Here is a 26,226-nt window from a genome sequence, read left to right as displayed (position 1 = left end):
AGGGCGAGATGCGAAGCCCGATCTACCTGCCCAGCGCAGGGATGCAAAACTTCCCGTCCGCAGCCCCGGCGGCACTCGCGCTGCCGGCTCCTATCGGCTATCGGACTTGGCCATGACCACTACCCGTTTCGCCCCTTCGCCCACCGGACGGCTGCATGTCGGCAATATCCGCACGGCGCTGCACAACTGGTTCCTCGCCCGCAAATCCGGGGGGGCATTCCTGCTCCGCAGCGACGACACCGATGCCGAACGGTCGAAGGAGGAGTATGTCGATGCGATCCGCGCCGACCTCGCCTGGCTGGGGCTGGAGCCGGATGGCGAGGCGCGGCAATCCGATCGGCTGGCCCTCTACGACGAGGCTTTCGAGAAGCTGAAAGCCGAAGGCCGCGTCTACCCGGCTTACGAAACCGCCCGCGAGCTGGAGCTCAAGCGCAAGATCGCGCTGGGACGCGGCAAGCCGCCGATCTACGACCGCGCAGCACTCGCGCTGTCCGACGAGGAACGCGCGGCGAAGGAAGCAGACGGCGTCACTCCGCACTGGCGGTTTCGGCTCGACCATGACTCGCCGATCCAATGGGACGACGGCGTGCGCGGCGCGGTGAAATTCGACCCTGCGACCCTGTCCGACCCGGTGATCCGCCGCGCCGACGGAAGCTGGCTCTACATGCTGCCAAGCTGCGTCGACGATATCGACATGGGCGTGACTCAGGTGCTGCGCGGCGAAGACCATGTCAGCAACACCGCCGTGCAGGTGCAGATGTTCGAGGCGCTGGGAGCGACCCCGCCCGCTTTCGCGCACGAGGCGCTGCTGGTCGGCAAGGAAGGCAAGCTGTCGAAGCGACTGGGCTCGCTCGGCTGCGATGCATTCCGCGAGAAAGGGATCGAGCCCGAGGCGGTCATCGCGCTGCTGGCGCGGCTCGGCACCTCGCAGCCGGTCGAGCCGATCGCCGACCGCGAGAAGCTGCTCGAAACCTTCGACCTCTCCACCTTTGGCCGCGCGCCAGCCAAGTTCGACGAGGCCGAGCTGGAGCGAGTGAACACGGCCATCGTCCACCAGATGCCCTTCAGCGACGTGGCCGATCGTCTGCCCGCCGGCATGGACGAGGCCGGCTGGCACGCTGTGCAGCCCAACGTGTCGACCGTTGCCGAGGCGCAGGAATGGTGGCGGCTGGTCACCGGGCCGGTGGATGCCGTGGACTTCTCCGACGAGGATCGCGCCTATCTCGCCGAAGCGGCGCAGGCGCTGGAATGGGGCGAGAACCCTTGGGGTGCGCTGACCGGAAAGCTGAAGGAGGCCACGGGCCGCAAGGGCAAAGCGCTGTTCCTGCCGCTACGCCAGGCGCTGACCGGCATGAGCCACGGCCCCGACATGGGCGAACTGCTCCCGCTGATCGGCGAGACGGAGGCGCGCGCGCGGCTCGAGCGCGCTTCTGCCTAGCTGCCGTGTTTCTCCAGTTCGTCGCCGGTTAGCGTCACCACATGCAGCAGGTTCGTGCTGCCCGGGGTCCCGAAAGGCACGCCGGCGAGCGCGATCAGCTTGCTGCCCGCCTCGCCGAAGCCGTGGCGCAGGGCCATGCGCTTGCCCTTGGCGATCATCTCTTCGAAACTGCCGATGTCCTTCGTCGCAACGGCGTGCGCGCCCCATAGCAGGGCGAGGCGGCGCGCCGTGCGCATGCTGGGCGTCAGGACCAGCATCGGCACGCTCGGGCGTTCGCGGGCGACACGGCGGGCCGTGCTGCCGGAGCCTGTGAAGACCGTCACCGCGCCGATCTTCACTGTGTCCGCGATGGTCATGCAGGCATGGCTCAGCGCGTCGGCAGTGGTGGCGTCGGGCGGTGTGTCGAGGAAGCGCACGCGGGCGAGATATTCCGGATCGTTCTCAACCTTGGTCGCGATGCGGTGCATGATGGTGACCGCTTCTTCTGGCCAGTCGCCAGCAGCCGTCTCCGCGCTGAGCATCACGGCGTCGGCCCCGTCATAGACTGCATTGGCGACGTCGGAGACCTCGGCCCTGGTCGGGCTGGGGCTCTCGATCATGCTTTCCAGCATTTGCGTGGCGACGATCACCGGCTTGCCCGCCGTGCGCGTCTTGTTGACGATCGTCTTCTGCAGCGGCGGAACGTCTTCCGGATCTAGTTCCACGCCCAGGTCTCCGCGCGCGACCATGATGCCGTCGGACAGTTCGATGATCTCGTCCAGCCGGCGAACCGCCATGGGTTTCTCGATCTTGGCACACAGGGCGCCATAGCCGCCCATCAGCCGCCGCGCTTCGGCAAGGTCTTCGGGACGCTGGACGAAGCTGAGGCCGATCCAGTCCGCGCCCTGTTCCACGGCAAAGGCAAGATCCTTGCGGTCTTTCGCTGTCAGGGCCGGGATCGGGATTTCGGCATCGGGCACGTTCACGCCCTTGCGGTCCGAGATGACCCCGCCGACCTCTGCCGAGCACAGGATTGCGTCCTCGTCCGCCTTGATCACCCGCAACCGGATCTTGCCATCGTTGATCAGCAGGCGCTGGCCCTTTTCCAGCAGGCCGAACAGTTCGGGATGGGGCAGCTGAACCCGCGTTTCGTCGCCGGGTTCATCGCGCCGGTCGAGCGTGAAGTGCCCGGAATGGCGAATGACCGCCTTGCCATCCTTGAATTTGCCGACCCGCAGCTTGGGCCCCTGCAGGTCGCAGAAAACCGCGATCGGGCGGTGGAATTCCTTCTCCAGCGCGCGGATCGCCTTGATCGTTTCGGCATGCTGCGCGTGTTCGCCATGGCTCATGTTCACCCGGAACGCATCGACGCCTGCGCGAAAGAGGCGGCGCAGCATCTCGGGATCGCGGCTGGCAGGACCCGTCGTCGCGAGGATCTTGACCTTGCGGCCCCGGGGATCGAGTTTGGGCGGGGCGGATTTTGCAGGGCGCTTTTCCATGGCGGGAAGCTATGGCACCGCCACATTGCAACTCAAGGACGAAACGCATGGATACGAATACGCCCCGCTCGCAAGGCAGTCTCGATACGCTGGACGATGCCGTCGCAGCGGCTGCCTTCCGCAGGCTGGTGCGGCATTTGCAGCACCGCCACGATGCACAGAATATCGACCTGATGGGCTTGAGCGGTTTCTGCCGCAATTGTCTCGCCGACTGGATCATGGATGCCGGCTTCGAAGGCGACAAGGTCGCCGCACGCGAGCTCATCCACGGCATGCCGCAAGACGAATGGAAAGCCACGCGCCAGACCCCGGCAACGCGGGAACAACTGGACCGCATGGAAGCGAGCGTCGCAAAGAACGCGCGATAATAATCGTCCGATAAATCGGGTTGGCGGTTCACCCCTCCGGACTGGCTCGCTAAAGCGCGCGCAACTGATTCTCACACATGACCGGAGACCCCCGATGGCCGATACCGATGCCAATGCCGCCGATGACCGCCTGCGCCTGCTGATCGAACGGATCGAGCGGCTGGAAGAGGAAAAGAAGGGCATCGCCGAGGATATCCGCGACGTTTACGCAGAGGCGAAGGCGGTCGGGTACGATCCGAAGATCATGCGCCAGGTCGTCCGCCTGCGGAAGATGAAGCCGGACGATCGCAGCGAGCAGGAAATGGTGCTCGACACCTACAAGACGGCGCTCGGCATGGTGTGATCGCCCCTGCTGTGTCATGCTGGTGGCACAGTCAGAGGAGGACAGAATGGCCGGACCCTGGAGTGATGCGCGCGGCATCATCGTAACCACGACCCCGACGATCGAAGGACGCCCGATCGAGGCCTATCTCGGCATCTTGACGGGCGAAGTCATCGTCGGGGCGAACCTGTTCCGCGACCTGTTCGCCAATATCCGCGACATCGTGGGCGGGCGTTCGGGCAGCTACGAACGGATCCTGCGCGATGCCCGCCAGCAGGCGATCGACGAATTGCAGGCGAAATGCGGGGCGCTGGGCGGCAATGCCGTGGTCGGCGTCGATCTCGATTACGAGGTGATCGGCGATACCGGCTCCATGCTCATGGTGTCGGCCAGCGGTACGGCGGTGAAGCTTTCCTGATCAGGCTTGCCGGGCGCGCTCAACCGGCGCCCGGCAGCATCTCGCCAAGCACCAGAACCAGCGCGACCGCCGTGCCGTTGTGCATGGCGTGCAGCAGCATCGCTGCCCACAGCCCGTAATGGACGCGGGCATAGCCGAACAGCGCCCCGGCAATGAATTGCGGGATTACCAGCGGCAGCAGGATCAGCAGGGTCCCGTCGGTGTAATTGGCCAGGTGGACCAGCGCGAAAGCCAGTGTCACGAGCCAGAAGACGACCGGGAATGCAGCGGCAAACCAGCGGAAGGGCGCTCTTCCACGCAAGGTGTAGAGCGCCGCGACCGCACCCGCTCCGGTAAGAAGCGCGCCGCCGATCGCCTTGACGTTCACGGGCGCGTCGGACCGGGAGATGTCGGTCTGGGTCAGCAGGAAAAACCCCGCCGCCAAAACGCCGAGTACGAGCCAGTGGCCGGGCCTGCCCGAGAGCCAGCTGCGAAAGGCGGTTTCCTCCAGCAGGGGCGCGCCCAGCACGATGGCGGCAATCACCATCGGCGTCAGCGCGATCTCGTTCAGCGAGTTCGACGGGAATTCGAACCCTGCGGCAAGCGCTGCCATGGCCAGGATGCCGAGCAGGCTCATCGCCGCGAAATCAATTACGTAAAGGCGCAGGACGCCGAGAAAACCTTCCACGCCGATCCCCGTTGCGCGTTCCGGCAGGACTGGCCTGCGCAGGAAAGCGGCAAGCGGCGGCCTTAGGCCGGTCGAGGCAGGCGAAATGTCGTCGCGCTCCGGCGAGGGAAGGGTTGAGGGAGACGGGGTCATGGGGCTATGCGCACCTCTTACAGATTCATCCACTTACAATCGGTGCACGCGACCCATGGCAGGCCATTCCAAATTCAAGAACATCATGCACCGCAAGGGTGCGCAGGACAAGAAACGCTCCAACCTGTTTTCCAAGCTTTCGCGCGAAATTACGGTCGCGGCGAAAATGGGCACGCCCGATCCGGACATGAATCCGCGTCTGCGCCTGGCGATCAATACGGCCAAGGCGCAGTCCATGCCCAAGGACAACATCCAGCGCGCGATCGACAAGGCGAGCGCGGCGGATGGCGAGAATTACGAGGAAGTGCGCTACGAAGGCTACGGCCCCGGCGGTAGTGCCATCATCGTCGAGGCGCTGACCGACAACCGCAACCGCACCGCCACGGCCGTGCGCACCGCCTTCAGCAAGAATGGCGGCAATCTGGGGACCGAGGGCAGCGTTGCCCACGGCTTCGAACGGCTGGGCTATATCGAATACGGGCCCGAGGCAGGCGACGAGGAGAAGATCCTGGAAGCTGCCATGGAAGCCGGGGCGGAAGACATTTCCTCCAGCGAAGACGGCCACGAGATCTGGACGGCGGCAGAAGACCTGCACCAGGTGTCGAGCGACCTGGAAAAGTCGCTGGGCGAGGCGAAGGAAGTCAAGCTTGCATGGAAACCGAACCTGACCGTCGACATGGACGAGAAGGGCGCCGGCACGCTGCTGAAGCTGATCGACACGCTGGACGATGACGACGACGTCCAGACCGTGTGGGGCAATTACGAAATCTCTGACGAGGTGATGGCCAAGCTGGACGCGTGATCGTCCTCGGCCTCGACCCGTCGCTCAGCTGCACGGGCTGGGGCGTTATCCGCATCGAGGGAAGCCGCATCGCGCATATCGCGAATGGTCAGGTGCCCACCGCGCCGAAATCGCCCATGGCGGATCGGCTCGACCAGCTTTACTCCGCCATCGCTGCGGTCGTCGCTGCGCATCGCCCCGACCGCGCGGCGGCGGAGGAGATTTTCGCCAACAAGAACGCGCAGTCGACCATAAAGCTGGCGCAGGCGCGCGGCGCGGTGCTGGCGGCCTGCGGTGCTGGCGGGCTGAGGGTGAACGAGCATTCCGCGCGGCTGGTGAAGAAATCGGTCGTCGGAACCGGCGCAGCGGACAAGCGCCAGGTCCAAGCGATGCTGAAGGTCCTGCTTCCCGGCGTACAGGTCGCCGGAGCGGACGCTGCAGATGCGCTGGCTGTGGCTATCGCCGACGCGCATCTGTCGCCGCGGTGAATTCCCGCAAAGGAACAATGCCTTAGCTCGGCCGTAATACCGTCATGCCGCAGCGGCTTTGCCGAAGCAGGCGTTTCAAGCGGAGAGCCGGAATGCGAAAGATCCTGACGACTGCCTTTGCCACGACCACCTTGCTGCTGGGCGGATGCGCCACGGGCTATGGCGGCAATCCGATCGGTGCCGTGCTCGGATCGGTCCTTGGCGGGGCCGGAACGCAGGGCGGTTACGACACGAACCGCCTCAACGATTTCGAGCGGGCTGCGGCCAATGCGTGCGGCAGGGAAGCGTCGCGTTACGGACGCATTTCGCTGGAGCGGGTCGAGCAGCGCAGCCGCGACATCGTGCGCGTCGATGGCCGCATCGATTCCCGCGACCGCAATCGCGACCAATTCCTGTGCGAATTCCGCAGCGACGGCCGGATCGTGAATTTCCGTACCGGCTGATCGCGGGGAGCGATTGACTCCGGTGCATCGCCGACGGAAATGCCGGCGATGTTTCTTGTCGTTTTTCGCAACACGAAACGCGCCGATATGGACGCGCAGGCATATGCCGAGGACGCCGCGCGCATGGAGCGCGAGGCCTCCGGGCAGCCGAGATTCCTGTCCTTCAAGAGCTTTACTGCGGATGACGGGGAGGTGGTCGCCATATCCGAATGGGAGAGCCGGGAGGCGGCGGCTGCGTGGCGGCGACAGGCTTCCCACGCAAGGGCGCAGGCTCGTGGGCGCAATGCCTATTATGATCAATATACCGTCGTGACCTGCGACAATCCCGATATCCGGCGTTGGCAGGCGGGCGAACCGACCTGAAAAGACGTGCGTTCGGCCATGCTTAATATGAGCACTTGCAAGGACCTTGTCATATGCAGGTGCTGTGGCATTCCCGGCCCGGTGTGAATGTTCTCCAGCGAAGAAGTGCCAGTCATGACCATACAGCTTTTCGGCATCCCCAATTGCGACACGGTGAAGAAAGCACGCAAATGGTGCGATGCGAACGGCATCGATTACGCGTTCCACGACTACAAGAAAGAAGGCGTGGACCGCGATAGATTGGAACGCTGGGCCGATGAATGCGGGTGGGAGCCTTTGCTGAATCGGCGCGGGACGACCTATCGCAAGCTGGATGACGCGGACAAGTCGGACATGGACCGCGACAAGGCGCTGGACCTGCTGGTGGAACACCCGAGCATGATCAAGCGGCCAATTGCCCAGCACGAAGACGGTAGCCGCATCCTGGTCGGCTTCAACGAAAGCGAATGGGAGAACGCATGGTGCTGAGACTTTCCGCAAGGCTGTTGGCTCTGGCCGCATACGTCCTCGCGCCGATGCCCGCTACGGCGCAGGATGATCTTCTGGTGATTGCACATCGCGGCGCGAGCGGGGATCGCCCTGAACATACGCTGGCGGCCTACGAACTCGCGATCGACCAGGGGGCCGATTATATCGAACCCGACCTGGTCGCGACGAAGGACATGGTGCTGGTCGCCCGGCACGAGAGCGAGATCGGCGCAACGACGGACGTCGCCTCGCGCGACGAATTCCGCGACCGGCGGCGGAGCAAGACCATCGACGGCGAACTGGTTTCCGGCTGGTTCGTGGAAGATTTCACCCTGGCCGAACTTCGCACCTTGCGAGCCAAGGAGCGCCTGCCCGCACTGCGTCCCTCCAACACCCGTTTCGACGGTCTTTACCAGATCCCCACATTCGCGGAAATCGTGACATTGGTGCGGGCAAAGGAGGCGGAGACGGGCCGTGTGATCGGGCTTTACCCCGAATTGAAGCACCCCACTTTCCTGTTGCAGGACGCAGGCATCGACATGGTCGATCTGCTGGTGGCCGAATTGCGGGAAGCGGGGCTGGACGATGCGGACGACGCCGTGTTCGTCCAGAGTTTCGAAGTCGGCACGCTGGAACGGCTGGACCGGATGCTGGATGTCAGGCTGGTCCAGCTGGTGAAGGACGAGGGCGGCCCCGCCGACATGCGCGACCTCAGCTATGCCGACATGGTCTCGCCGGCGGGCCTGGCGGAGATTTCCGCCTACGCCGACGGTATCGGGGCACCCGTCGACCTGCTTTTCGGACCTGCCGGTACGGCGTTGCCGGTCATTGCCGACGCGAAGGAGGCGGGGCTGCTGGTCCATGCCTGGACCGTGCGGAAGGAAAACGCCTTCCTCCCCGAACAGCTCAGGGGGCGGGGCGGCCCGGCGCAGACGGGCTGCGACGAATCTCTTTATGCCACGCTCGCAAGCAGTGGTATTGACGGGGTCTTCACGGATGATCCGGGGCGCATGGTTTCGCCCGATCCCACCGGCAATCCGGTCTGCATGGGCGGAGGCTAGGCCGCGCGCACGCTCATGATGTAATTCAGCGAGAGATCGTCCGACAGGTGCAGCCCCTTGCCCGGTCGCCACGCGATCCCGCGTGTCTCGGTGACTTGCAGGCCCGTATCCGCCAGCAGCGCTTCCAGTTCTTCCGGGGTGACGAAATCGTCCCAGTGATGCGTGCCAGCGGGGATGGCGCCGGTGCCTTCTGCCGCGCCGACCAGGAGGAGACGGCTTGCGGCTGTCCGGTTGGGCGTGGACAGGACCATCAGGCCGCCCGGCTTCAGCCTCCGGGCAAGGCCCAACAGAAACGCGCCCTTGTCGGCGACGTGCTCCAGCACCTCTAGCGAAGTCACCAGGTCGAACTGGCCGAGCGCCGCATCCGACAGCTCTCCCGCACGATAGTCTATCTCCAGACCGCTGCCCGCCGCATGGGCGCGCGCCGCCACGATATTCTCTTCCGCCGCATCGAGCCCCGTCACTGCCGCGCCCATCCGGGCCAGCGGTTCGCATAGCAAGCCTGCCCCGCAGCCGACATCCAGCGCGCGTTTCCCTTCCAGCGGGCGCGGGCTGCGCACATCGCCGCCCCGGTGGGTATCGATCGCCTCGCGCACGAAGCCCAGCCGCACCGGATTGAGCTTGTGCAGCATGGCGGAGGAGCCCTTCGGATCCCACCATTCCGCTGCCAACGCACCGAAATGCGCGGCCTCGTCCGGGCGGATGGTGGCCGCTGCATTTGCCTGCGGCGTAGAATTGCTTCGCGCTTCGTGTCTTGCATCGCTCATGCCCGCTTCGTAACAGCGCCCGTCTGCCCGGGATAGGGGCGAGCAGCGGGAGTGACGGATACTTGGCGCGCATCGTGATGAAATTCGGCGGCACCTCCATGGCGGGGACCGAGCGCATTCGCCGCGTCGCGCAGATCGTGCGCCGCCAGGCCGCGCCCAAGCCCGATGGCACGCGTGACGAGGTCGTGGTCGTTGTCTCCGCCATGGCAGGCGAAACCGACCGCCTCGTCAATTTCGCGCGCGAGGCCCATGCCCTCTACGATCCCGCCGAATACGACGTCGTCGTCGCGAGCGGGGAACAGGTCACGTCCGGCCTTCTGGCGATGACCCTGCAATCCATGGGCTGCAAGGCCCGCAGCTGGCTTGGCTGGCAGCTCCCCGTCCGCACGGTGGAGGCGCATGCCAAGGCGCGGGTCGAGGGAATCGACGCCGATGCGCTCCTCGCCTCCCTTGCCGGAGGCTCCGTCGCCGTCGTCCCCGGTTTCCAGGGCATCAGCGCCGAAGGCCGCATCACCACGCTGGGCCGCGGCGGGTCCGATACCAGCGCCGTGGCCGTCGCCGCCGCGGTGAAGGCCGACCGCTGCGACATCTACACCGATGTCGACGGCGTTTACACCACCGATCCCCGTATCGTGGCCCGCGCGCGCAAGCTGAAGGCCGTGACCTACGAGGAGATGCTGGAACTTGCCAGCGTCGGGGCCAAGGTCCTGCAGACCCGCAGCGTGGGCCTGGCCATGAAGGAACAGGTCCGCGTGCAGGTCCTTTCCAGCTTTACAGACGACGATTCCCCTCCCGCAGACGACCTGCCCGGCACGCTGATCGTGTCCGACACCGAAATGGACGCGATCCTCGAAAGGAACGACATGGAACGCCAGCACGTCACCGGCATCGCCCACGACAAGAACGAGGCCAAGATCATCCTGACCCGCGTGCCGGACAAACCGGGCGCCGTGGCCGAGATTTTCGAACCGCTGGCCGCCGCGTCGATCAATGTCGACATGATCATCCAGAACGTGGGCCGCGACAAGGGCGAGACCGACGTCACCTTCACCGTGCCCCAGACCGACCTGCCGCGCGCGCAGGCCCTGCTGGAGGACCGGCGCAGCGGCATCGGCTTCAACCGCATCATCACCGACAGCCACATCGCCAAGATCAGCGTGGTGGGCGTGGGGATGAAGAGCCATGCAGGCGTCGCCAGCACGATGTTCCGCAGCCTGTCCGACCGCGGCATCAACATCCAGGCGATCAGCACGTCGGAAATCAAGGTCAGCGTGATGATCGACGAGGACGAGACCGAACTCGCCGTCCGCGTCCTCCACACCGCCTACGGCCTCGACGCCCCCGAGGAAGGCTGAGCAGAGGGCTGAGCACCCCCCCTCTCCGCTACGAAGTTGACAAAGTAAACACCGCCCCGCGGCGCGAAATCTCCTTTTCCCGTGGCACGTCAACAGCTTGCGCCCGAAAACGAAGTTGACACCTTGCCGGGGGCAAACGCGAAAACGCGCAACTCCTACACTTCGACGATGCCATTACGGCCCGGTGCCGCAGGTAGCGGTAGCAAGCGGGAGGCGTGTAGGAAAATCGTAATCCTGCGGGAACGCTCGGCCTCGGCTTCCGCGCTCGAATGCGCGGCCTCCCGCGCCCTGCAATGTGCTGCGCCAATCAATCCTGCGGGACCCAAGCTGAAATCAAATGCTATTGCGAATGATTATCATTGACACTTTTCGAGGGATCCATCACTAGCGCGCCATGACGCGCCGCAACATCCGGTTCTGGTATCTGGTCCACAAATGGAGCAGCCTCGTCCCGACGGCTTTCCTGCTGATGCTTTGCCTGACTGGCCTGCCGCTCATTTTCCACGACGAGATCGATACGGCTCTGGGCGAAGACTACGAGGTCATCCTGGAAGGACCGCCTTCAGCCGCGATGGCGAATGCGGGCGAGGGCGGCAAAACGGCCGGCGCGGGCCTGCCGCTCGACACCATGCTGGCGCGCGCACTCGCCGAAAGGCCGGGCGAGGTGCCGCTCTTCATGGCGTTCAGCCAGGACAGCCCGCTGCTGACTGTGACGACGGGCCCCGCACCCGACGCGCCCGGTTCGGAAATGACCCTGCTGTTCCTCGATCGCGCGACCGGCGAATCGCTCGGCCCGGCCCCATCGGGCGGCGTGATGGATTTCGTCCTGCAACTCCACACCGACATGCTGCTCGGCCAGTGGGGCATGTGGTTCCTTGGCGCGATGGGCGTGGCCTTTGTCGTCGCGCTGCTATCGGGCGTCGTGCTCTACGCACCCTTCATGCGGCGGTTGCCGTTCGGCACGCTCAGGGCGGGGCGGGCGAAGCGGACCGCGCGGCTCGACCAGCACAATCTCGTCGGCATCGTCATCCTCGCATGGGCACTCGTCATCGGCCTCACCGGGGCGATCAATGCGTTTGCAGATCCGCTGGTGGAAAGCTGGCGCGACGGCGAGGTTGCCGCGATGGCGCACGAATTCGGCAGCAAGGACGCGCTACCACCTGAACGTTACGGCTCGCTCGATACCGCGATGGCCAGCGCGCAGGCGGCGCTACCGGGACGCAGTCCACAATTCATCGGTTTCCCGGGCGGAGCATGGTCGAGCGGACGACACTATGCGATCTTCTTGCAGGGCGACCGTCCGCTGACTTCGCACCTGCTGACTCCGGCCTTTGTCGACGCGGAAACGGGCGCGCTGGCAGATGCGCGGACCATGCCTGCACTCAACCAAGCATTGATGCTGTCCAAGCCGCTCCATTTCGGCGATTACGGCGGCGTGCCGCTGAAATTGCTGTGGGCGGCGCTGACATTGGCGACGATCTGGGTGCTGTGGACAGGTATCTGGCTGTGGTTCGCGCGCCGGCCCGGCGCGGTCGACCGGCGGGTGGAAGAAATCCGGCGCGGTTCGCAGCTTGCCGACCGGCGCGGGTTTGCATCGTGAGTGTGCGACGTACCGCCCCCCGATCCATGACAGCCATTTTCGCGTGGCCGCTGGCACTCGGTATCGCCTGCCTTGCGGGCCTCGTCCTGGGCCTCACCGGTGACGGCTGGCGCGACCTTGCCGCCTGGCTGCTGCTCGGCGCGATGCCGCTCGTCATCCTCGCGGCGAGCCTGCGCCATCGCGGCACGTGACCTCCGATCCCGACATCCCCCCAAGAAAGAAAGATCTGAAATGCCCCACACCGTTCGCCTGCCTGCCTTCGTCATCGCTGCGGCTCTGGCTTCCCCCGCGGCTGCCCAGCAGGCTGAGGAGATCGTCGTCACCGCGCAGGGCCGCAACGCGACCGAAGTAGCGGCGGCAGGCGATCTCGGCGCGCTGGGCAACAAGGACGCGCTCGACGTGCCGTTCGTCGTGCGGACCTTCGATGAAAGCCTGATTGCCAACCAGCAGCCGCTGACGCTGGGCGAGGTGCTGGAGAACGACCCGACCGTTCGCACCACCTACGCATTCGGTAATGCAGCGGAACAATTCGTAATCCGCGGGTTCGAATTGTTCGGTGACGATGTCGGCATGAACGGCCTGTACGGTATTACTCCGCGCCAGCTCGTCGCGCCCGAACTGTATTCGGGCGTGCAGGTGCTGAACGGTGCGAACGCCTTCCTGAACGGTGCCGCGCCCGGCGGGACCGGCGTCGGCGGCAGCGTCAACCTGCAATTGAAGCGCGCCGAAAACTATCCGCTCGCCCGGGTCACCGCGAACTACATCGGCAGCGGGCATGTCGGCGGCAGTGCCGATATCTCCCGCCGCTTCGGCGCGGATGGCGCGCTGGGGCTGCGGATTAACGGGGCTTATCGCGATGGCGAGGTGTCGATCGACGACGAGGATCGGCGGACCGCGGTGCTGGGCGGAGCGCTCGATTTCGACCGCGGGGCGGTGCGCGCCAGCGTCGACGTCGCCTACCAGTCGATCCGCGTCGACCGGTTGCGGCCCAAGGTCGTGACCAATGTCGGCATTCCCGACGTGCCCGAAGGCGACACCAATTACGGGGCGAGCTACACGGTCACTGATCTCGACAGCCTGTTCGGCGTCGCGCGGGTCGAATGGGACGTGGCGGACGATGCCATGCTCTATGCCAGCGCCGGCGCGCTGGAGAGCGATGAATACGGCGTCTATGGCGATTTCACGCTGAGCGACCGGGATACCGGCGACGGGGCTTATTCCTTCGCCACGATCATCCCGGCGGAGCAGAGCAATCAGGCGGTGGAAGCAGGCTTTCGCACGAAGTTCGGCGCGGCGATCACGCACGAATTCAACATTGGCGGCAACGTCGCCTGGCAGGAATTCAGCACCGCGTACGATTTCCGCAGCGGCTATGCGAGCAGCCTCTATGATCCGCTCGATGCGCCGCTGTCGGACGTGCCGCTGTTCACCGGGGGCGACCTCGACGATCCCTTCCCGATCAGCAAATCGCGCCTGTCCAGCGTCTTCGCATCCGACACGATCGGCGTGTGGGACGACCGGATCCTTCTGACAGGCGGGTTGCGGCTGCAGGTGATCCACCAAGAAAGCTTCAGCTATTTCGGCGGCGACCTGACCAGCGAGTACGACGAGGATGCTGTCACGCCGGTTGTGGGTCTGGTGGTCAAACCGGCCGACGGCGTCTCGCTGTTCGCCAACCGTATCGAGGGCCTGCAGCCCGGCGCGATCGCCAATGCCACGGCGGCCGATCCGGCCGACCCTGCGACAATATTGCCCGTGACCAATGCCGGGCAGGCGCTTTCGCCCTATCGTTCGGTCCAGTATGAGATCGGTGGCAAGGTGGCCTTGGGCGGGCTGGAGGCAAGCCTGGCGCTGTTCGATATCGACCGTCCCATCGCCGGATTCGACCGCGACCCGGACAATCCGGCGCAACTGTTGTTCGCCACTTACGGCACCCAGCGCAATCGCGGGATAGAATTGTTCGCATCCGGCGAACCTGCTCCGGGCCTGCGTGTGATTGCGGGCGGCACGATCGTGGATGCCGAACTAATCGACACGATCGGTGGGCTGAACGAAGGAAACGACGCTGTCGGCGTTCCCGAATACACGGCCAATGCGAATGTCGAATGGGACCTGCCATTCGTGCCGGGCCTCACAATCACCGGCCGGGTCGTGCATACGGGGGCCCAGGCGGCGAACGTCACCAATACCCTCGGCCTGGATGACTGGACGCGCGTAGACCTCGGTGCGCGCTACGTAGTGGCCGCCGGGGATGCGCCCCTGACCGTGCGTCTGGGCGTCGATAACGTGGCCGATGCCGAATACTGGAGCAGCGCGTTTTCCGCGTTTGCTGCCGGCGACACCGCGCGCCTTCTGCAAGGCCGCCCGCGCACCTTCAAAGGCTCGGTCACGGTAGAATTCTGACGCAATTGCGGGCGGCGGGCTGTCGAAAATGCCCGCCGTCCGCCGTTCGGATTCGCCTAACTCCCCGAAATCTCCCCGCCCACGGGGGCGGCGGCTCTGAGGGTTTCGACCAGGGCCTGGCCTGCGGCCATGGCGGCGGCGGCGTCGCCTGCTTCCACCGCGTCGCGGATCGACTGCAGGTCCTCGCGCGCCGCTTCGACCAGCGGGGCGGGCAGGACGCGCTCGTTCTCGCCCAGATAGCTGGCCATGCGATCGACCACCACGGTGCGGTCGGCGCTGATCGTGGGGCGGGCCAGTTCACGCGCGGTCAGGCCGGCGCCGGAGATGGCCTGGTTGATCTCGGTCGCATCTTCGGAAATGCCGTAAGGGTCCGCGCCCGCCGTGGTCTGTGCCTGCGGCTCGCCCGCCGGGTCGGCTTCGGGCGCGGGCGCTTGCCCACCGCGCGCCGCTCCCCTAACCGCGGCTGCCATGACTATCTATCCCAAAAGCCACGCCCTGATGGAGCGCGGGCGCGAATTTCTCGGCTGCGAACACGCCGTCCTGTGCGGCGCGATGAGCTGGGTTTCCGAGCGCAACCTGGTCTCCGCCATTTCCAATGCCGGCGGCTTCGGCGTGATTGCCTGCGGGGCGATGACGCCCGACCTGCTGGACGCCGAAATCGCAGCGACGAAGGCGATGACGGACAGGCCGTTCGGCGTGAACCTCATCACCATGCATCCGGACCTGATGGACCTGATCGACGTGTGCGCGAAGCATGGCGTCGGCCATGTCGTGCTGGCAGGCGGCATCCCTCCCAAGGGCAGCGTCGAGCGGATAAAGGAGGGCGGGGCCAAGGTCATCGTCTTCGCCCCCACACTGGCGCTGGCGAAGAAACTGCTGCGGTCCGGTGGGGACGCGCTGGTGATCGAGGGCATGGAGGCGGGCGGCCATATCGGCCCCGTTTCCACCAGCGTGCTGGCGCAGGAATTCCTGCCCGAGCTTTCGGCAGATCACCTGGTTTTCGTTGCCGGCGGCATCGGCCGGGGCGAGGCGATTGCAGGCTATCTGGAGATGGGCGCGGTCGGCGTGCAACTGGGCACGCGCTTCGCCGCCGCCAGCGAAAGCATCGCCCATCCCGATTTCAAGAAGGCGTTCTTCCGCGCCAATGCCCGCGATGCCGTGGCATCGGTGCAGGTCGATCCGCGCCTGCCGGTCATCCCCGTGCGCGCGCTGAAGAACAAGGGCACCGAGGCCTTCACCGCCAAGCAGCGCGAAGTGGCGGGGCTGGTGGATACCGCCAAAGAGAATGGGGGCCTCGAGATGATGGAGGCTCAGCTGCAGATCGAGCATTACTGGGCAGGCGCCCTGCGCCGCGCGGTGATCGACGGCGATGTCGAGAACGGCAGCCTGATGGCCGGGCAGTCGGTCGGCATGGTGAAAGAGGAAGAGCCGGTGGCGGACATCTTGCGCGGCCTGATGGACCAGTGCGAACAGGCGCTCGGCCAGAGGCATGGCGCCGAATGAGCGAGCCGCTCGTCCTGACGCTCGCCTGCGAGGACCGGCCGGGCATCACGGCCGCCGTCACCTCGTTCCTGTTCGAACGCGGCGGCAATGTGCTTGAGGCGCAGCAGTTCGGCGACCACCAGAGCGGGCGGTTTTTCATGCGGGTGGAATTCGACTCCGCCGACACCTCGCGCGAGGTCCTGCGTCGCGAATTCGAAGACGTTGCGGGCCGCTTCGCAATGGACTGGAAGCTGGCCCTGCGGGACCGCCCGCGCCGGGTGCTGCTGATGGTCAGCAAGTTCGATCACTGCCTGGCCGACCTGCTCTATCGCTGGCGGATCGGGGAAATGGCGATCCGGCCGGTGGCCATCGTCTCCAACCATCCGCGCGAAAGCATCACGCATACCGATATCGGCGACGTGCCGTTCCACCACCTGCCTGTGACGCGCGAAACGAAGGCGGAGCAGGAGGCGCAGGTGCGCGCCATCGCGGACGAAACGGATGCCGAGCTGGTCGTGCTCGCCCGCTACATGCAGATCCTGTCGGACGAGCAGGCAGCCCATTTCGCCGGGCGCTGCATCAATATCCACCATTCCTTCCTGCCCGGCTTCAAGGGCGCGAAACCCTATCACCAGGCCCATGCGCGGGGCGTGAAGATGATCGGGGCGACGGCGCATTACGTGACCACCGACCTCGACGAAGGGCCGATCATCCACCAGGACGTGGAAGCCATCAGCCATGCCGACACGCCCGATGCGCTGGTGCGCAAGGGCCGCGACATCGAACGCCGCGTGCTGGCAGAGGCGGTGCGCCTCCATGTCGAGGAACGCGCATTGCTGAATGACGGGCGCACGGTGGTGTTCCAGCGATAGACGGCCAGTGATAGACGGGAAGTGGAAGAGAGAGCATGAACGGACCGGACCTGACAGGACGCGTGGCGCTGGTGACGGGCGCGTCCTCCGGCTTTGGCGAGCGGTTCGCCCGCGTGCTGGCCGCGCAGGGCGCGAAGGTCGTGCTGGCCGCGCGGCGTGTGGACCGGCTGGAGGCGCTGGCGGATGAACTCGGCCGCGAAAACGCGCTGCCGGTCGAGATGGACGCGAGCGATGCCGAGGCGCTGGTGGCGGCGGTGGAGGCGGGCGAACAGGCGTTCGGCACGATCGACATCCTCATCAACAATGCCGGCATTCCCGACGCGCAGCGTGCCCACAAGATGAGCCTGGAGCTGACCGACCGCGTGCTGGACGTGAACCTGCGCGCGCCGTGGGTGCTTTCCTGCGAGGTCGCGCGGCGGCTGATGGCGGCGGACAAGCCGGGGCGGATCGTCAACATCTCCAGCACGGCGCATTACCGCTACGATGGCGGCGGCGCGGCGCTCTATGCCGTGACCAAGACCGCGCTTGCCCGCATGACGGAGGCGCTGAGCGTCGAGTGGGCCTATGCGAACATCAACGTCAACGCGATCTGCCCCGGCATGTTCGTGACCGAGATGACCGACGGCATGTTCGAACGCATCGGCGATCCGAAGCCGGGCCTTGCTCGGCAGCGCGTGCCCGAGGTCGAGCAGATGGATTCCACCCTGCTCTACCTCGTCGATCCCGCCAGCGAATGCGTCACCGGCGCGGTGATCCGTGTGGATGACGGGCAGGCTGCAAGGGGGCGGGTTCGCTAGTCCGCCAGCCAGCCTGCCTTCCGGATCTCGGCCACGTTCGCGCGGCTGACCGGGGCCACGCTACCATCGACCAGTTCGAGTTCGACCGACCTGCCGCTGCGCCTTGCCTGTGCCACTGCGCCGTGGGCGACCCACCATGAACGGTGGACCTGCTCGCCATGCGTCTCGCCGATTTCGGCAATCGCGTCGCGCAAGGGAAGCAGGAGCATCTCCTGTCCGCCGTGGCCGATGGCGATCGTGTAGTGGTCCTCCACGCGCAGGGCCAGAACCGGTCCGAAGGCGGGCGGCAGGCGCTCGTGGAGCTTCGTATCGACCGGTAGCGAGGGATGCTCGAATGACGGGACGGGCGGCGTGGTGGCGGGCGGTGCGGCCAAGGTCCCGGTATCGCCCGTGCGCGCGGCGCTCAAGGCGAACAGACCACCGAACAGGAGAAAGATGGCAACACCCACGGCCAGTGTCTGGACGAACAGCAGGCCGAAGCGCACGTCGCCCTCCAGAACCGTTGGCGGCGCGGTCAGCCAGAACGCGACCAGGAACCCCGCGCACAGCAGCGGGAGCGCCATCAGGTAGGCCCAGTGCTCGCCGACTGCCAGCATCCTGCAGACGCCGCGCATCGGAATGACAAGAAGCTGCATGAGCATCCCCGCGCCGACGAGTCCGCCGATCCAGTAGGCGAGCCGGGCCGGCAACGGTAGCCCACCCGTGCCGAAAGCCCCGGCCAGTGCGAGTACCACCCCCAGCAAGGCGACGATGGCTGCGTGGGTTGCGAAGCCCACTCGGGTGTCTGGCGTGCTTGCTGCGTCAGTCATGCCCGTGCCTCATAGCAGCCATTCGCGAATGGGCGAATGGGCAACCACGCCCGCCTGCGTATCTCTCGCTTCGTCCACGCAATTCGCGTTGCGCGCTTCGCCTGCGCGGGCAAACTCGCAGCGGAAAAGGCGTCCAGAGAAAAGGAGTTACGAGGTGGACAATTCGATAGCCCGCGAGAAGAAAACTGCCGGCAAGCTGATCGGGACGATCCTGGTCACGGGCGCGATCACCGTTGCGATCACCATAGCCCTGACGCTGATGTCGGCCGCATCGGGCGGTTTCGCATCGGATGGCTCTGCATCGAACGGGGCCGGCGGATCGCGTCAGTGGACCTGGCCCATCGCCATACACCTCGCCACCGTGCTGCCGGCCTTCGCGATCGGCGGGTTCATGATCGCCCGGCCCAAGGGAACGCCGCTTCATCGCCTGCTCGGTCGGCTTTATTGCGTGCTGATGCTGACGACCGCCACGGCAACGCTGTTCATCCGCGCCCCGGGCGCGGGGCTTTTCGGGACGGGATACAGCCCGCTGCACCTTTTCACCGTGGTTGCCTTCACCACCGTCCCCTACGCCATCTGGACGATCCGCCGCGGGAACGTGCAGGCTCACCGCGAAGCGATGAAGGGCAGCTATATCGGCCTGTGCATCGCCGGGGCCTTCGCCTTCATCCCCGGCAGGCTGCTGTCGACGGCGCTTTTTGGATAGGGTGGGTTCGGGTGCGTTGGTCGCGTCAGCTTCCGCTCCGCGCACCCTCCATCGCCTTGTCCTCGTTCGCGCGGGCGATGACGTATTCGCGGATCGCGTCCATCTCTTCCTTGCTGAGCGATTCCGCGAAGCTGGCCATGCCGCTGTCTTTCAGCAGGCCGTCATGGACGACGCTGAGCCAGGCGGCCTTGTTGCCCAGCGTGCCTGAGCGCCTGAGGTCCGGCAGGACGGTGCTGCCGACGGCTCCGGGTGCGTGGCACACGGCGCAGTAGCGGGCGTATCTCGCCTTGCCGAGCGCAATGGTTTGCGCGCTTGCGCGGCTGGGCGGGGGGTCGAGCGGGATGTCGGCCAGCGCCGGTTCGGGCGGCAATGCCGCCTTAGCGCCCAGCCGGAAGACCAGCAGGCGCGATATGTTGCGCACCGGGGCCTTCGCCTTCATCAGGTCGCCGTCGACGCTGAGCGCATAGGGGCCGCCCCAGCCGGCCAGCACGGCGACATATTGCTGGCCGTCCACGGTGTAGGTGACGGGCGGCGCGACGATGCCGGTCTGCGCGGCGAAGCGCCACAATTCCTCGCCGCTGGCTGCGTCGAACGCCTTGAAGTCGCTGCCCGCCGTGCCCTGGAAGACCAGGCCGCCCGCGGTTGCCAGCAGGCCCCCGTTCCACGGCCCTTCGTGTTCGACGCTCCAGCGGGCCTTCTTCGCCACCGGGTCCCACGCGACCAGCATTCCGCGCAAGGTTCCGGCCACTTGCCTACGGAAGCCGAGATCGGGCGGCAAATCGCCTGCGCCAAGGTCGAAACCTACGTTGAAGCCGCGCGCCCGGTCGGGCTTCCAGTCGGCCTGAGGGGCGTAGACCATGCCTGCCTCGAAGGCCGGGATGTAGACGAGGTTTTCGCCCGGGTGATAGGCCATCGGGTGCCAGTTGTGCCCGCCCAGCGCGCCCGGCGTGACCATCGCCGGCTGGCCCGTCCGGTCGATGCGGGTTTCGGGGTTCTCGATCGGCCGGCCCGTTTCCGGGTCGATTCCGGTCGCCCAGTTGACGGTGACATAGGGATCGCCGCTGATGAACTCGCCGGTCGCGCGGTCGAGGACGTAGAAGAAGCCGTTCTTGGGCGCCTGCATCAGCACCTGACGCTCCCGCCCCCCGATTTCCATGTCGGCCAGCATGATGTGCTGCGTGGCGGTGAAGTCCCAGGTCTCGCCCGGCGTGGTCTGGTAATGCCAGACATATTCGCCGGTCGAGGGGCGCAGGGCCACGATGGAAGAGAGGTAGAGGTTGTCGCCTTCCCCGCGTCCGTCCGCGCCGGGGCTGCGATAGGCGCGGTTCCATGGGCTCCCGTTGCCGACGCCGATATACAGGAGGTCGAGTTCGGGGTCGTAGGCCATCGCGTCCCACACCGTGCCGCCGCCGCCGATGCCGTCCTCGCCCGTCAGCGTGTCGCCTTCCCAAGTGGCGGCCGCTTCGCGCAAATATTCGGGCGAGCCCTCCGTCTCCTCGCCATCCGGCACGGTGTAGAAGCGCCACAGCTCCTCGCCATCGACCGCGTCATAGGCCGCGATGTAGCCGCGCACGCCGAATTCCGCGCCGCCATTGCCGATGATGACCTTCCCGTCGATCACGCGCGGCGCGCCGGTCACGGTGTAGGACTTCGACTGGTCGACCGTGACGGTTTCCCAGACGACCGCGCCCGTATCCCGGTCCAGCGCCACCAGCCGCCCGTCCAGCGTGCCGAGGAACAGCCGGTCGCCCCATGCGGCAAGGCCGCGGTTCACGACGTCGCAGCACGCCTTGACCGCGGTTTCGCCGGGGACTTGCGGATCGTAGCTCCATAGCGGCTCGCCCGTTGCGGCATCGAATGCCTTCACCTTGCTCCACGCGGTGGTGAGGTAGAGCCTGGCGTCCATCACCAGCGGCGTTGCCTCCTGCCCGCGCGCGGTGTCCATGCCGGCGGCCCATGCAAGGCCCAGTTCGCCCACATTTTCGGCGGTGATCTGCGCCAGCGGGCTGAAGCGCTGCTCCGCATAATTGCGGCCGTAGGAAATCCAGTTCGCCCCGTCGGCCTGCGCGTTTAGCAGCCTTGCGCCGTCGATCCCGCCATTCGCTGCCGGGTCGTACCCCTCGCCGCACGAGCCGAGCGTGAACGGCAATGCCATTGCGGCCAGTGCCGCGAGCGCGAGACGCTTCATCCTATCCCCCTCCCAAGGCATCGACTCTTTTCCGGTCGCCGGTTGAAACGGAGTGTGCATCCTGCACGAAGACTTGTCCATCATCGCAAGTCGGCTAGGCTGGCCCCCGAAGAGGAGACGAGATCATGTGCAAGGACACCGGCAACACGCAGATCCCCGATACCGAGTGGTATCGCAGCCCCGTCAGCAGGCGGCAATTCGCAGCAGGGGGCGGCGCGCTGGCACTGGCCGCGTGTACCGGCATGGGGACGAATGGCGATGCCGCTGCGGGCGCTGGCGGACTTGCAGAAAACACCATCATAATCGACACGCCCGACGGAGATGCCGATGCGGTGTTCATCCATCCTGCCAGCGGCGCGCATCCGGCCATCGTGTTCTGGCCCGACATTGCGGGCGTGCGCGATGCGAACCGGATGATGGCCCGGCGAGTCGCGGCGGAAGGATACTCCGTGCTGCTGGTCAATCCCTATTACCGCGACGTAGCGGGCGAGCAGTTCGCCGATTTCGCCTCCTTCCGGGCGGGCGGCGGGTTCGACAAGGTCGGCCCGTGGCGCGACAAGCTCAGCAGCCAGGCCGTAATGCGCGATGCCACTGCACTGGTCGGCTGGCTTGACGGGCAGCAGGCGGTCGACACCGCGCGCGGCATCGGCAGCGAGGGATACTGCATGGGCGGTCCGTTCACGGTCTATACCGCCTCTGCCGTGCCGGGCCGCGTGAAGGCGGCGGCCAGTTTCCACGGCGGGGGGCTGGTGCGCGAGGACGAGCAGAGCCCGCACAAGCTGCTGACCGGCACGCCCGATACGTCCTACCTCTTCGCCATCGCGCAGGACGACGATGCCGATGCGCCGGAGAACAAGACGATACTGCGCGGCGCAGCGGATGCCGCCAATGTCCGCGCCGAAGTCGACGTCTATGCCGGGGACCATGGCTGGACCGTGCCCGACAGCCCGGCTTACGACCGCGCGGCGGCGGAACGCGCCTATGCGGCCAAGATGGCGCTTTACGGTTCGGCGCTCTGATCCGCTTTTCCTTGGCGGGGCCGGGGGCGTGCTCTAGATTGCCGCGGACTTGTGGGAAGGGGACGACATGGAACTGATTTTACTCGGACTGCTGCTGGCATTGCTGGTGGTATTTCTTCTGTCGGCGGTCACGGTGGTGAAGCAGGGCTTCGTCTATACCATCGAACGGTTCGGGAAATTCACCAAGGCCGCCGATCCCGGCCTGACCCTGATCGTCCCGTTCATCGAGCGGGTCGGCCACAAGATCAACATGATGGAACAGGTGCTCGACATTCCGGGCCAGGAAATCATCACCGCCGACAACGCCATGGTCGGCGTGGACGCGGTCGTCTTCTTCCAGGTGCTGGACGCGCCCAAGGCGGCGTATGAAGTCAGCGGCCTGCAGAACGCCATCATGGCGCTCACCACCACGAACCTGCGCACCGTGATGGGCAGCATGGATCTGGACGAAACGCTGTCCAAGCGCGACGAGATCAATGCCCGCCTGCTCAGCGTGGTGGACCATGCGACCTCGCCGTGGGGGATCAAGATCACCCGGGTCGAGATCAAGGATATCCGCCCGCCTCTGGACATCAGCGAGGCGATGGCCCGCCAGATGAAGGCGGAGCGCCTGAAGCGTGCCGAAATCCTGGAAGCGGAGGGCGACAAGACCAGCTCAATCCTGCGCGCCGAGGGCCGCAAGCAGTCCGCCATCCTCGAAGCCGAGGGCAAGCGCGAATCCCAGTTCCGCGACGCCGAAGCGCGCGAGCGCGCGGCCGAGGCGGAAGCCAGGGCGACGCAGATGGTGTCCGATGCCATTGCCAGTTCGGGCAGCCAGGCGATCAATTACTTCATCGCGCAGGAATATACGAAGGCGGTCGGCAAGTTCGCCGAAAGTCCCAATGCCAAGACCATCCTGTTCCCGGTGGAAGCGACCCAGCTCATCGGCTCGCTCGGCGGCATCGGCGAACTGGTGAAGGACGCGGTCACGGACGGCACGGTGCAGGCGAACAGCGGGGCCGAGCTGCCGAAGGGGCGCACGAAAGCCCCGGCGCGCGCCAGTGTCCCGCGCACGGGCGACGGGCGATAGATGCCGGTGACGCGAGGCCGCAATGCTTGACGGGATAGAACCGCACTGGATCTGGGTCGCCATCGGCCTGGCGCTGGCCATTACCGAGATACTGGTCCCGGGCGTGTTCCTGATCTGGCTGGCGGTGGCGGCGATTGCTACCGGCCTGCTGACCTTCCTGTTCGGCCTTCCATTGTCGCTGCAGGTCGTGCAATTCGTGGCGATTTCGCTGATCGCCGTCTACAGCGCACGGCGTCTGCTACGGGACAAGCCCATCACCAGCACCGACCCGCTGCTCAACAACCGGATGGGGCGGCTGGTCGGCGAAACCGCCATGGTGGTCGAGCCGATCGAGCACGGGCGCGGGCGCGTGCATCTCGGCGATAGCGACTGGACCGTGCGCGGCCCGGAAACCCCCGCGGGGGAGCGGGTTCGGGTCACCGGCCATGACGGTTCGATCCTGATCGTGGAACCGCTGACCCTGCTGCAGGACGAAGGCACGCAGCCGCCTGCCTGAGGGCTCTGGCCGAACGCTCAGCTCTTGCCAGCGCTCGCCAGCTTCTCGGAAAACCGGCCATGCTTGCGATAGCGGGTCATCCAGCGATCGAGGTAAAGGCCCAGCGGTGCAGGCTCGATCCCGAACGCCTTGAAGCCCGGCAGGTCGCCCGACACGGTGCTGCCCTGCTTCAGCAGGGTCCACTGGTCCGTGCCCATCGGCGTGCCGGGCAATGCGGCAAAGGCACCGGACAGGGCGTCGGGCATCGGGATGAAGCTACGTCGGCGACGCTGCGCCGCGGCGATCCGTTCGTTGATTTCCATCATCGTCAGCTTTTCCGGGCCGCCCAGTTCGTAGGTCTTGCCGCCGAACTTCGCAGGGTTTTCCGCCGCGATGGCGACCGCTTCGGCGCAGTCGTCGACATGGACCAGCTGAAGCTCCGACTCCGGTCCGAAGATGGGCAGGGCGGGCATCATGCGGATCAGCCCGGCAAACATGTTCAGGAAATTGTCGCCCTCGCCAAAGATGATGGACGGCCGCAGGATCGTCGCCCCGGGGAAGGCGTCGGACACCAGTTTCTCGCCCAGCGCCTTGGCCTGAGCGTACTGCGTCGGGCTGTCCGGATCGGCCCCGATGGCGCTGACCTGGACCATCGCGCCTGCGCCTTCATCGGCGGCCGCGCGGGCGATCGTGCCGGCCGCCTCGCCCATCAGCTTCATCAGATTGCCTTCGAACGATCCGACAAGGTTGACGACGACATCCGCGCCCTGGACACAGGCGCGCACGCTGCGTTCGTCCAGTACGTTGCAGCGGGCGAATTGCAGCTGGCCCAGATTGGCCAGCGGTTTCAGCGAGAATGCCGCTTCCGGATGCCGCGCCGCAATACGCAACCTCGCCCCGCGCGACAGAAGGGCCTGCGCGACATGCGTGCCGAAAAATCCGCTGCCGCCGAAAACGGTGACGAGCTTGCCGGAAAGCGGGCTGGACGAAGGCATGGGCGTGATCCTGAGCGGTTACGAAACGTGACGCTGGCGCTCTGCCCCAACCACCATCACAGGGCAACCGTTCCCCGAGGCGCGCAAGCGAAATACCGGCGCAAACCGGCCGAAGAAGGGCAGGGCCGCGCGTTCAGGACGCCGCGTCCGAAGCCGGGCTCCAGAAGCCGCGTCAGCCCAGCTTCGCGAAATTGGCCACTCCGGGGGCCGGACGGCGCGGTTCTTGCGCTGGCTCGCCGGCCAGCCCGCCAAGTTCCTGCGCGGTATCGAAAACCGTGGCCAGCATTCCCTCTTCGATGCGGTAATAGACGAGCTTCGCGTCCTTGCGCGTCTTCACGAGGCCGGCATTGCGAAGCACTGCGAGCTGCTGCGAAAGCGTAGGCTGGCCGATTTCGGCGGCCTCGTCGATTTCCCCGACATTGCGCTCCGTCCCGGCAAGCGCTCGCATGATCCGCAGCCGCACCGGATGTGCCAGCGCTTTCAGCGCATCGACCAGCTCCTCGTCGGTCATTTGCGAGAGCCTCGCCCGGTTTCCTTCAGGAACCAGTCGGTCTGGCCCTTTGCGGCATAGACCGTGTCGAGCGATGCGTCGGGCTGGGCGAGCAGGGCGTCCCCCCGGGACCAGTTCGCAGGGGCGAGCACAGGGCCGTCGTCCACTGCCTGGAGGGCATCCAGCGTTCGCAGCATTTCGGGCGTGGAGCGGCCCACATTCGCAGGATAGCAAGTCATCGCGCGGATGATCCCGCCGGGATCGATGAAGAATGTCGTTCGCACGGTGGCGCTGTCGTTATCGTTCGGGGCCACCATTCCGTAAGCCCGCCCGATCACGAGGGTCGGATCCTCCAGGATCGGGAACCGCACCTCGATGTCGTAGCGGTCGCGGATCAGGCGGAGCCAGGCGAAATGCGAGAACAGGCTGTCGACGGACAGCGCCATCAGCGCGCAGCCGCGTTTTTCGAACTCGTCCGCGGACCTGGCCAGCGCGACGAATTCGGTCGTGCAGACGGGTGTGAAGTCCGCAGGGTGCGAGAACAGGATTAGCCACCGGCCCCGATAATCCGACAGGCGGACCTCCCCTGCCGTGCTGCGCGCGGAAAAGTCCGGGGCGGCATCCCCGATACGCAGTCCGGCGCAGGGCGCGTCGCGTCGGGCACTGGGGTCTGTCATGTCGTTCATCAGGCCCTCCATATCACTTGACAGTTCAATAGCAAAACATATAAACAGTTTATGTAAACGTTTGGAGACAAAGCCGTGGCGGACGA

30 protein-coding genes are annotated in these 26,226 nt (G+C 65.9%); 21 read left to right on the top strand and 9 right to left on the bottom strand.

Going from position 1 to position 26,226, the window contains the following annotated elements; genetic code table 11:
• Positions 1 to 112: 112 nt before the first annotated feature.
• Positions 113 to 1,438 (top strand): glutamate--tRNA ligase, encoded by a 1,326-nt coding sequence (gltX, locus tag PF049_00900; protein ID WBY16759.1) that lies wholly within the window; start codon positions 113 to 115, stop codon positions 1,436 to 1,438.
• Here gltX and pyk read toward each other — a convergent pair.
• On the bottom strand, positions 1,435 to 2,916 hold the full coding sequence (gene pyk / locus PF049_00895) for a pyruvate kinase (GenBank protein WBY16758.1): 1,482 nt from the start codon (positions 2,914 to 2,916) through the stop codon (positions 1,435 to 1,437). The two genes, gltX and pyk, sit on opposite strands and share 4 nt — an antisense overlap.
• Positions 2,917 to 2,963: 47 nt before the next feature.
• Here pyk and PF049_00890 point away from each other — a divergent pair, with 47 nt between their 5' ends.
• From PF049_00890 to PF049_00880, 3 genes are all read left to right on the top strand, one after another.
• A complete protein-coding gene (locus PF049_00890; GenBank protein ID WBY16757.1) occupies positions 2,964 to 3,284 on the top strand; it encodes a DUF1244 domain-containing protein in 321 nt (106 codons plus the stop codon).
• Between the two features lie 94 nt (positions 3,285 to 3,378).
• Positions 3,379 to 3,627, top strand: a complete 249-nt coding sequence (locus PF049_00885) for a DUF2312 domain-containing protein (GenBank protein WBY16756.1) — start codon at positions 3,379 to 3,381, stop codon at positions 3,625 to 3,627.
• 46 nt (positions 3,628 to 3,673) lie between these two features.
• Positions 3,674 to 4,024 carry a heavy metal-binding domain-containing protein gene (locus PF049_00880; GenBank protein ID WBY16755.1) on the top strand — a complete coding sequence of 117 codons (351 nt, stop codon included), beginning with the start codon at positions 3,674 to 3,676 and terminating at the stop codon, positions 4,022 to 4,024.
• Positions 4,025 to 4,043: 19 nt separating this feature from the next.
• Here PF049_00880 and PF049_00875 read toward each other — a convergent pair whose 3' ends face one another.
• Positions 4,044 to 4,823 carry a CPBP family glutamic-type intramembrane protease gene (locus PF049_00875; GenBank protein ID WBY16754.1) on the bottom strand — a complete coding sequence of 260 codons (780 nt, stop codon included), beginning with the start codon at positions 4,821 to 4,823 and terminating at the stop codon, positions 4,044 to 4,046.
• 55 nt (positions 4,824 to 4,878) lie between these two features.
• On the opposite strand from PF049_00875, the gene PF049_00870 reads away from it, so the two are divergent.
• From PF049_00870 to PF049_00845, 6 genes are all read left to right on the top strand, one after another.
• The gene (locus tag PF049_00870; GenBank protein WBY16753.1) at positions 4,879 to 5,625 is read left to right on the top strand and encodes a YebC/PmpR family DNA-binding transcriptional regulator; all 747 of its coding nucleotides are present in this window, start codon (positions 4,879 to 4,881) and stop codon (positions 5,623 to 5,625) included.
• A complete protein-coding gene (ruvC, locus tag PF049_00865) occupies positions 5,622 to 6,092 on the top strand; it encodes a crossover junction endodeoxyribonuclease RuvC (protein ID WBY16752.1) in 471 nt (156 codons plus the stop codon). The genes PF049_00870 and ruvC overlap by 4 nt, the downstream gene beginning before the upstream one ends.
• A 92-nt stretch (positions 6,093 to 6,184) precedes the next feature.
• Positions 6,185 to 6,535: a hypothetical protein gene (locus PF049_00860; protein WBY16751.1), complete on the top strand. Its 351-nt coding sequence runs from the start codon at positions 6,185 to 6,187 to the stop codon at positions 6,533 to 6,535.
• A 48-nt stretch (positions 6,536 to 6,583) separates the two neighbouring features.
• Positions 6,584 to 6,898: an antibiotic biosynthesis monooxygenase gene (locus PF049_00855; protein ID WBY16750.1), complete on the top strand. Its 315-nt coding sequence runs from the start codon at positions 6,584 to 6,586 to the stop codon at positions 6,896 to 6,898.
• Positions 6,899 to 7,012: 114 nt separating this feature from the next.
• Positions 7,013 to 7,366, top strand: a complete 354-nt coding sequence (locus tag PF049_00850; GenBank protein ID WBY16749.1) for an ArsC family reductase — start codon at positions 7,013 to 7,015, stop codon at positions 7,364 to 7,366.
• Positions 7,357 to 8,427 carry a glycerophosphodiester phosphodiesterase gene (locus tag PF049_00845; GenBank protein ID WBY16748.1) on the top strand — a complete coding sequence of 357 codons (1,071 nt, stop codon included), beginning with the start codon at positions 7,357 to 7,359 and terminating at the stop codon, positions 8,425 to 8,427. The genes PF049_00850 and PF049_00845 overlap by 10 nt, the downstream gene beginning before the upstream one ends.
• On the opposite strand, the gene ubiG is transcribed toward PF049_00845, so the two are convergent.
• Entirely contained in the window at positions 8,424 to 9,194 is a 771-nt protein-coding gene (gene ubiG / locus PF049_00840) for a bifunctional 2-polyprenyl-6-hydroxyphenol methylase/3-demethylubiquinol 3-O-methyltransferase UbiG (GenBank protein WBY16747.1), read from the bottom strand. The genes PF049_00845 and ubiG overlap by 4 nt on opposite strands.
• A gap of 62 nt (positions 9,195 to 9,256) precedes the next feature.
• Here ubiG and PF049_00835 point away from each other — a divergent pair, with 62 nt between their 5' ends.
• The 4 genes from PF049_00835 (at position 9,257) to PF049_00820 (ending at position 14,552) form a co-directional block, all read left to right on the top strand.
• A complete protein-coding gene (locus PF049_00835; protein WBY16746.1) occupies positions 9,257 to 10,549 on the top strand; it encodes an aspartate kinase in 1,293 nt (430 codons plus the stop codon).
• A gap of 394 nt (positions 10,550 to 10,943) precedes the next feature.
• Positions 10,944 to 12,149: a PepSY-associated TM helix domain-containing protein gene (locus PF049_00830; protein WBY16745.1), complete on the top strand. Its 1,206-nt coding sequence runs from the start codon at positions 10,944 to 10,946 to the stop codon at positions 12,147 to 12,149.
• 26 nt (positions 12,150 to 12,175) lie between these two features.
• Positions 12,176 to 12,340 (top strand): hypothetical protein, encoded by a 165-nt coding sequence (locus tag PF049_00825; GenBank protein WBY16744.1) that lies wholly within the window; start codon positions 12,176 to 12,178, stop codon positions 12,338 to 12,340.
• A 40-nt stretch (positions 12,341 to 12,380) separates the two neighbouring features.
• Entirely contained in the window at positions 12,381 to 14,552 is a 2,172-nt protein-coding gene (locus PF049_00820) for a TonB-dependent siderophore receptor (GenBank protein ID WBY16743.1), read from the top strand.
• A gap of 56 nt (positions 14,553 to 14,608) precedes the next feature.
• Here PF049_00820 and PF049_00815 read toward each other — a convergent pair whose 3' ends face one another.
• Positions 14,609 to 15,022, bottom strand: coding sequence for a hypothetical protein (locus PF049_00815; GenBank protein WBY16742.1), 414 nt, complete (start codon positions 15,020 to 15,022; stop codon positions 14,609 to 14,611).
• Here PF049_00815 and PF049_00810 point away from each other — a divergent pair.
• Genes PF049_00810 through PF049_00800 form a run of 3 tightly spaced genes read left to right on the top strand, consistent with a single transcriptional unit; the run spans position 15,021 to position 17,703 of the window.
• A complete protein-coding gene (locus PF049_00810) occupies positions 15,021 to 16,055 on the top strand; it encodes a nitronate monooxygenase (GenBank protein WBY16741.1) in 1,035 nt (344 codons plus the stop codon). The two genes, PF049_00815 and PF049_00810, sit on opposite strands and share 2 nt — an antisense overlap.
• Positions 16,052 to 16,906, top strand: coding sequence for a formyltetrahydrofolate deformylase (purU, locus tag PF049_00805; protein WBY16740.1), 855 nt, complete (start codon positions 16,052 to 16,054; stop codon positions 16,904 to 16,906). Before PF049_00810 ends, purU begins: the two co-directional genes overlap by 4 nt.
• 35 nt (positions 16,907 to 16,941) lie before the next feature.
• The gene (locus PF049_00800) at positions 16,942 to 17,703 is read left to right on the top strand and encodes an SDR family NAD(P)-dependent oxidoreductase (protein WBY16739.1); all 762 of its coding nucleotides are present in this window, start codon (positions 16,942 to 16,944) and stop codon (positions 17,701 to 17,703) included.
• Here the strand turns inward: PF049_00800 and PF049_00795 are convergent.
• Positions 17,700 to 18,512, bottom strand: coding sequence for a LytTR family transcriptional regulator DNA-binding domain-containing protein (locus PF049_00795; protein ID WBY16738.1), 813 nt, complete (start codon positions 18,510 to 18,512; stop codon positions 17,700 to 17,702). The genes PF049_00800 and PF049_00795 overlap by 4 nt on opposite strands.
• A gap of 154 nt (positions 18,513 to 18,666) precedes the next feature.
• On the opposite strand from PF049_00795, the gene PF049_00790 reads away from it, so the two are divergent.
• Positions 18,667 to 19,218 (top strand): DUF2306 domain-containing protein, encoded by a 552-nt coding sequence (locus PF049_00790; protein WBY16737.1) that lies wholly within the window; start codon positions 18,667 to 18,669, stop codon positions 19,216 to 19,218.
• Between the two features lie 25 nt (positions 19,219 to 19,243).
• On the opposite strand, the gene PF049_00785 is transcribed toward PF049_00790, so the two are convergent.
• Positions 19,244 to 21,373 (bottom strand): PQQ-dependent dehydrogenase, methanol/ethanol family, encoded by a 2,130-nt coding sequence (locus PF049_00785; protein WBY17942.1) that lies wholly within the window; start codon positions 21,371 to 21,373, stop codon positions 19,244 to 19,246.
• Positions 21,374 to 21,531: 158 nt separating this feature from the next.
• Here PF049_00785 and PF049_00780 point away from each other — a divergent pair, with 158 nt between their 5' ends.
• The 3 genes from PF049_00780 to PF049_00770 all read left to right on the top strand — a co-directional run bounded on the left by PF049_00780 (position 21,532) and on the right by PF049_00770 (position 23,990).
• Complete coding sequence (locus PF049_00780) at positions 21,532 to 22,425, top strand: dienelactone hydrolase family protein (protein ID WBY16736.1); 894 nt, start codon at positions 21,532 to 21,534, stop codon at positions 22,423 to 22,425.
• 67 nt (positions 22,426 to 22,492) lie between these two features.
• A complete protein-coding gene (locus PF049_00775) occupies positions 22,493 to 23,494 on the top strand; it encodes an SPFH/Band 7/PHB domain protein (protein ID WBY16735.1) in 1,002 nt (333 codons plus the stop codon).
• A 22-nt stretch (positions 23,495 to 23,516) separates the two neighbouring features.
• On the top strand, positions 23,517 to 23,990 hold the full coding sequence (locus PF049_00770) for an NfeD family protein (GenBank protein ID WBY16734.1): 474 nt from the start codon (positions 23,517 to 23,519) through the stop codon (positions 23,988 to 23,990).
• A 17-nt stretch (positions 23,991 to 24,007) separates the two neighbouring features.
• On the opposite strand, the gene PF049_00765 is transcribed toward PF049_00770, so the two are convergent.
• The 3 genes from PF049_00765 to PF049_00755 form a co-directional block, all read right to left on the bottom strand.
• Positions 24,008 to 24,964: a complex I NDUFA9 subunit family protein gene (locus PF049_00765; GenBank protein ID WBY16733.1), complete on the bottom strand. Its 957-nt coding sequence runs from the start codon at positions 24,962 to 24,964 to the stop codon at positions 24,008 to 24,010.
• A gap of 172 nt (positions 24,965 to 25,136) precedes the next feature.
• Positions 25,137 to 25,475, bottom strand: coding sequence for a metalloregulator ArsR/SmtB family transcription factor (locus tag PF049_00760; GenBank protein WBY16732.1), 339 nt, complete (start codon positions 25,473 to 25,475; stop codon positions 25,137 to 25,139).
• Positions 25,472 to 26,140: a peroxiredoxin gene (locus PF049_00755; protein WBY16731.1), complete on the bottom strand. Its 669-nt coding sequence runs from the start codon at positions 26,138 to 26,140 to the stop codon at positions 25,472 to 25,474. The genes PF049_00760 and PF049_00755 overlap by 4 nt, the downstream gene beginning before the upstream one ends.
• Positions 26,141 to 26,226 lie beyond the last annotated feature (86 nt).

The sequence above is a fragment of the Erythrobacteraceae bacterium WH01K genome (assembly GCA_027941995.1).
Lineage (GTDB): Bacteria > Pseudomonadota > Alphaproteobacteria > Sphingomonadales > Sphingomonadaceae > CAJXSN01.
Note: the sequence above shows the minus strand (reverse complement) of the source record. Positions and strands in the feature narration are given on the sequence as shown.

Coding starts and splice junctions, on each gene's coding strand:
- PF049_00860 (WBY16751.1), top strand. CDS start 6,185: ATGCGAAAGATCCTGACGACTGCCTTTGCCACGACCACCTTGCTGCTG.
- PF049_00875 (WBY16754.1), bottom strand. CDS start 4,823: ATGACCCCGTCTCCCTCAACCCTTCCCTCGCCGGAGCGCGACGACATT.
- PF049_00770 (WBY16734.1), top strand. CDS start 23,517: ATGCTTGACGGGATAGAACCGCACTGGATCTGGGTCGCCATCGGCCTG.
- gltX (WBY16759.1), top strand. CDS start 113: ATGACCACTACCCGTTTCGCCCCTTCGCCCACCGGACGGCTGCATGTC.
- PF049_00800 (WBY16739.1), top strand. CDS start 16,942: ATGAACGGACCGGACCTGACAGGACGCGTGGCGCTGGTGACGGGCGCG.
- PF049_00815 (WBY16742.1), bottom strand. CDS start 15,022: ATGGCAGCCGCGGTTAGGGGAGCGGCGCGCGGTGGGCAAGCGCCCGCG.
- PF049_00810 (WBY16741.1), top strand. CDS start 15,021: ATGACTATCTATCCCAAAAGCCACGCCCTGATGGAGCGCGGGCGCGAA.
- ubiG (WBY16747.1), bottom strand. CDS start 9,194: ATGAGCGATGCAAGACACGAAGCGCGAAGCAATTCTACGCCGCAGGCA.
- PF049_00830 (WBY16745.1), top strand. CDS start 10,944: ATGACGCGCCGCAACATCCGGTTCTGGTATCTGGTCCACAAATGGAGC.
- PF049_00845 (WBY16748.1), top strand. CDS start 7,357: ATGGTGCTGAGACTTTCCGCAAGGCTGTTGGCTCTGGCCGCATACGTC.
- pyk (WBY16758.1), bottom strand. CDS start 2,916: ATGGAAAAGCGCCCTGCAAAATCCGCCCCGCCCAAACTCGATCCCCGG.
- PF049_00885 (WBY16756.1), top strand. CDS start 3,379: ATGGCCGATACCGATGCCAATGCCGCCGATGACCGCCTGCGCCTGCTG.
- PF049_00765 (WBY16733.1), bottom strand. CDS start 24,964: ATGCCTTCGTCCAGCCCGCTTTCCGGCAAGCTCGTCACCGTTTTCGGC.
- PF049_00850 (WBY16749.1), top strand. CDS start 7,013: ATGACCATACAGCTTTTCGGCATCCCCAATTGCGACACGGTGAAGAAA.
- PF049_00855 (WBY16750.1), top strand. CDS start 6,584: ATGTTTCTTGTCGTTTTTCGCAACACGAAACGCGCCGATATGGACGCG.
- PF049_00760 (WBY16732.1), bottom strand. CDS start 25,475: ATGACCGACGAGGAGCTGGTCGATGCGCTGAAAGCGCTGGCACATCCG.
- PF049_00785 (WBY17942.1), bottom strand. CDS start 21,373: ATGGCATTGCCGTTCACGCTCGGCTCGTGCGGCGAGGGGTACGACCCG.
- PF049_00870 (WBY16753.1), top strand. CDS start 4,879: ATGGCAGGCCATTCCAAATTCAAGAACATCATGCACCGCAAGGGTGCG.
- PF049_00775 (WBY16735.1), top strand. CDS start 22,493: ATGGAACTGATTTTACTCGGACTGCTGCTGGCATTGCTGGTGGTATTT.
- PF049_00820 (WBY16743.1), top strand. CDS start 12,381: ATGCCCCACACCGTTCGCCTGCCTGCCTTCGTCATCGCTGCGGCTCTG.
- PF049_00755 (WBY16731.1), bottom strand. CDS start 26,140: ATGAACGACATGACAGACCCCAGTGCCCGACGCGACGCGCCCTGCGCC.
- PF049_00825 (WBY16744.1), top strand. CDS start 12,176: ATGACAGCCATTTTCGCGTGGCCGCTGGCACTCGGTATCGCCTGCCTT.
- purU (WBY16740.1), top strand. CDS start 16,052: ATGAGCGAGCCGCTCGTCCTGACGCTCGCCTGCGAGGACCGGCCGGGC.
- PF049_00795 (WBY16738.1), bottom strand. CDS start 18,512: ATGACTGACGCAGCAAGCACGCCAGACACCCGAGTGGGCTTCGCAACC.
- PF049_00880 (WBY16755.1), top strand. CDS start 3,674: ATGGCCGGACCCTGGAGTGATGCGCGCGGCATCATCGTAACCACGACC.
- PF049_00780 (WBY16736.1), top strand. CDS start 21,532: ATGTGCAAGGACACCGGCAACACGCAGATCCCCGATACCGAGTGGTAT.
- PF049_00890 (WBY16757.1), top strand. CDS start 2,964: ATGGATACGAATACGCCCCGCTCGCAAGGCAGTCTCGATACGCTGGAC.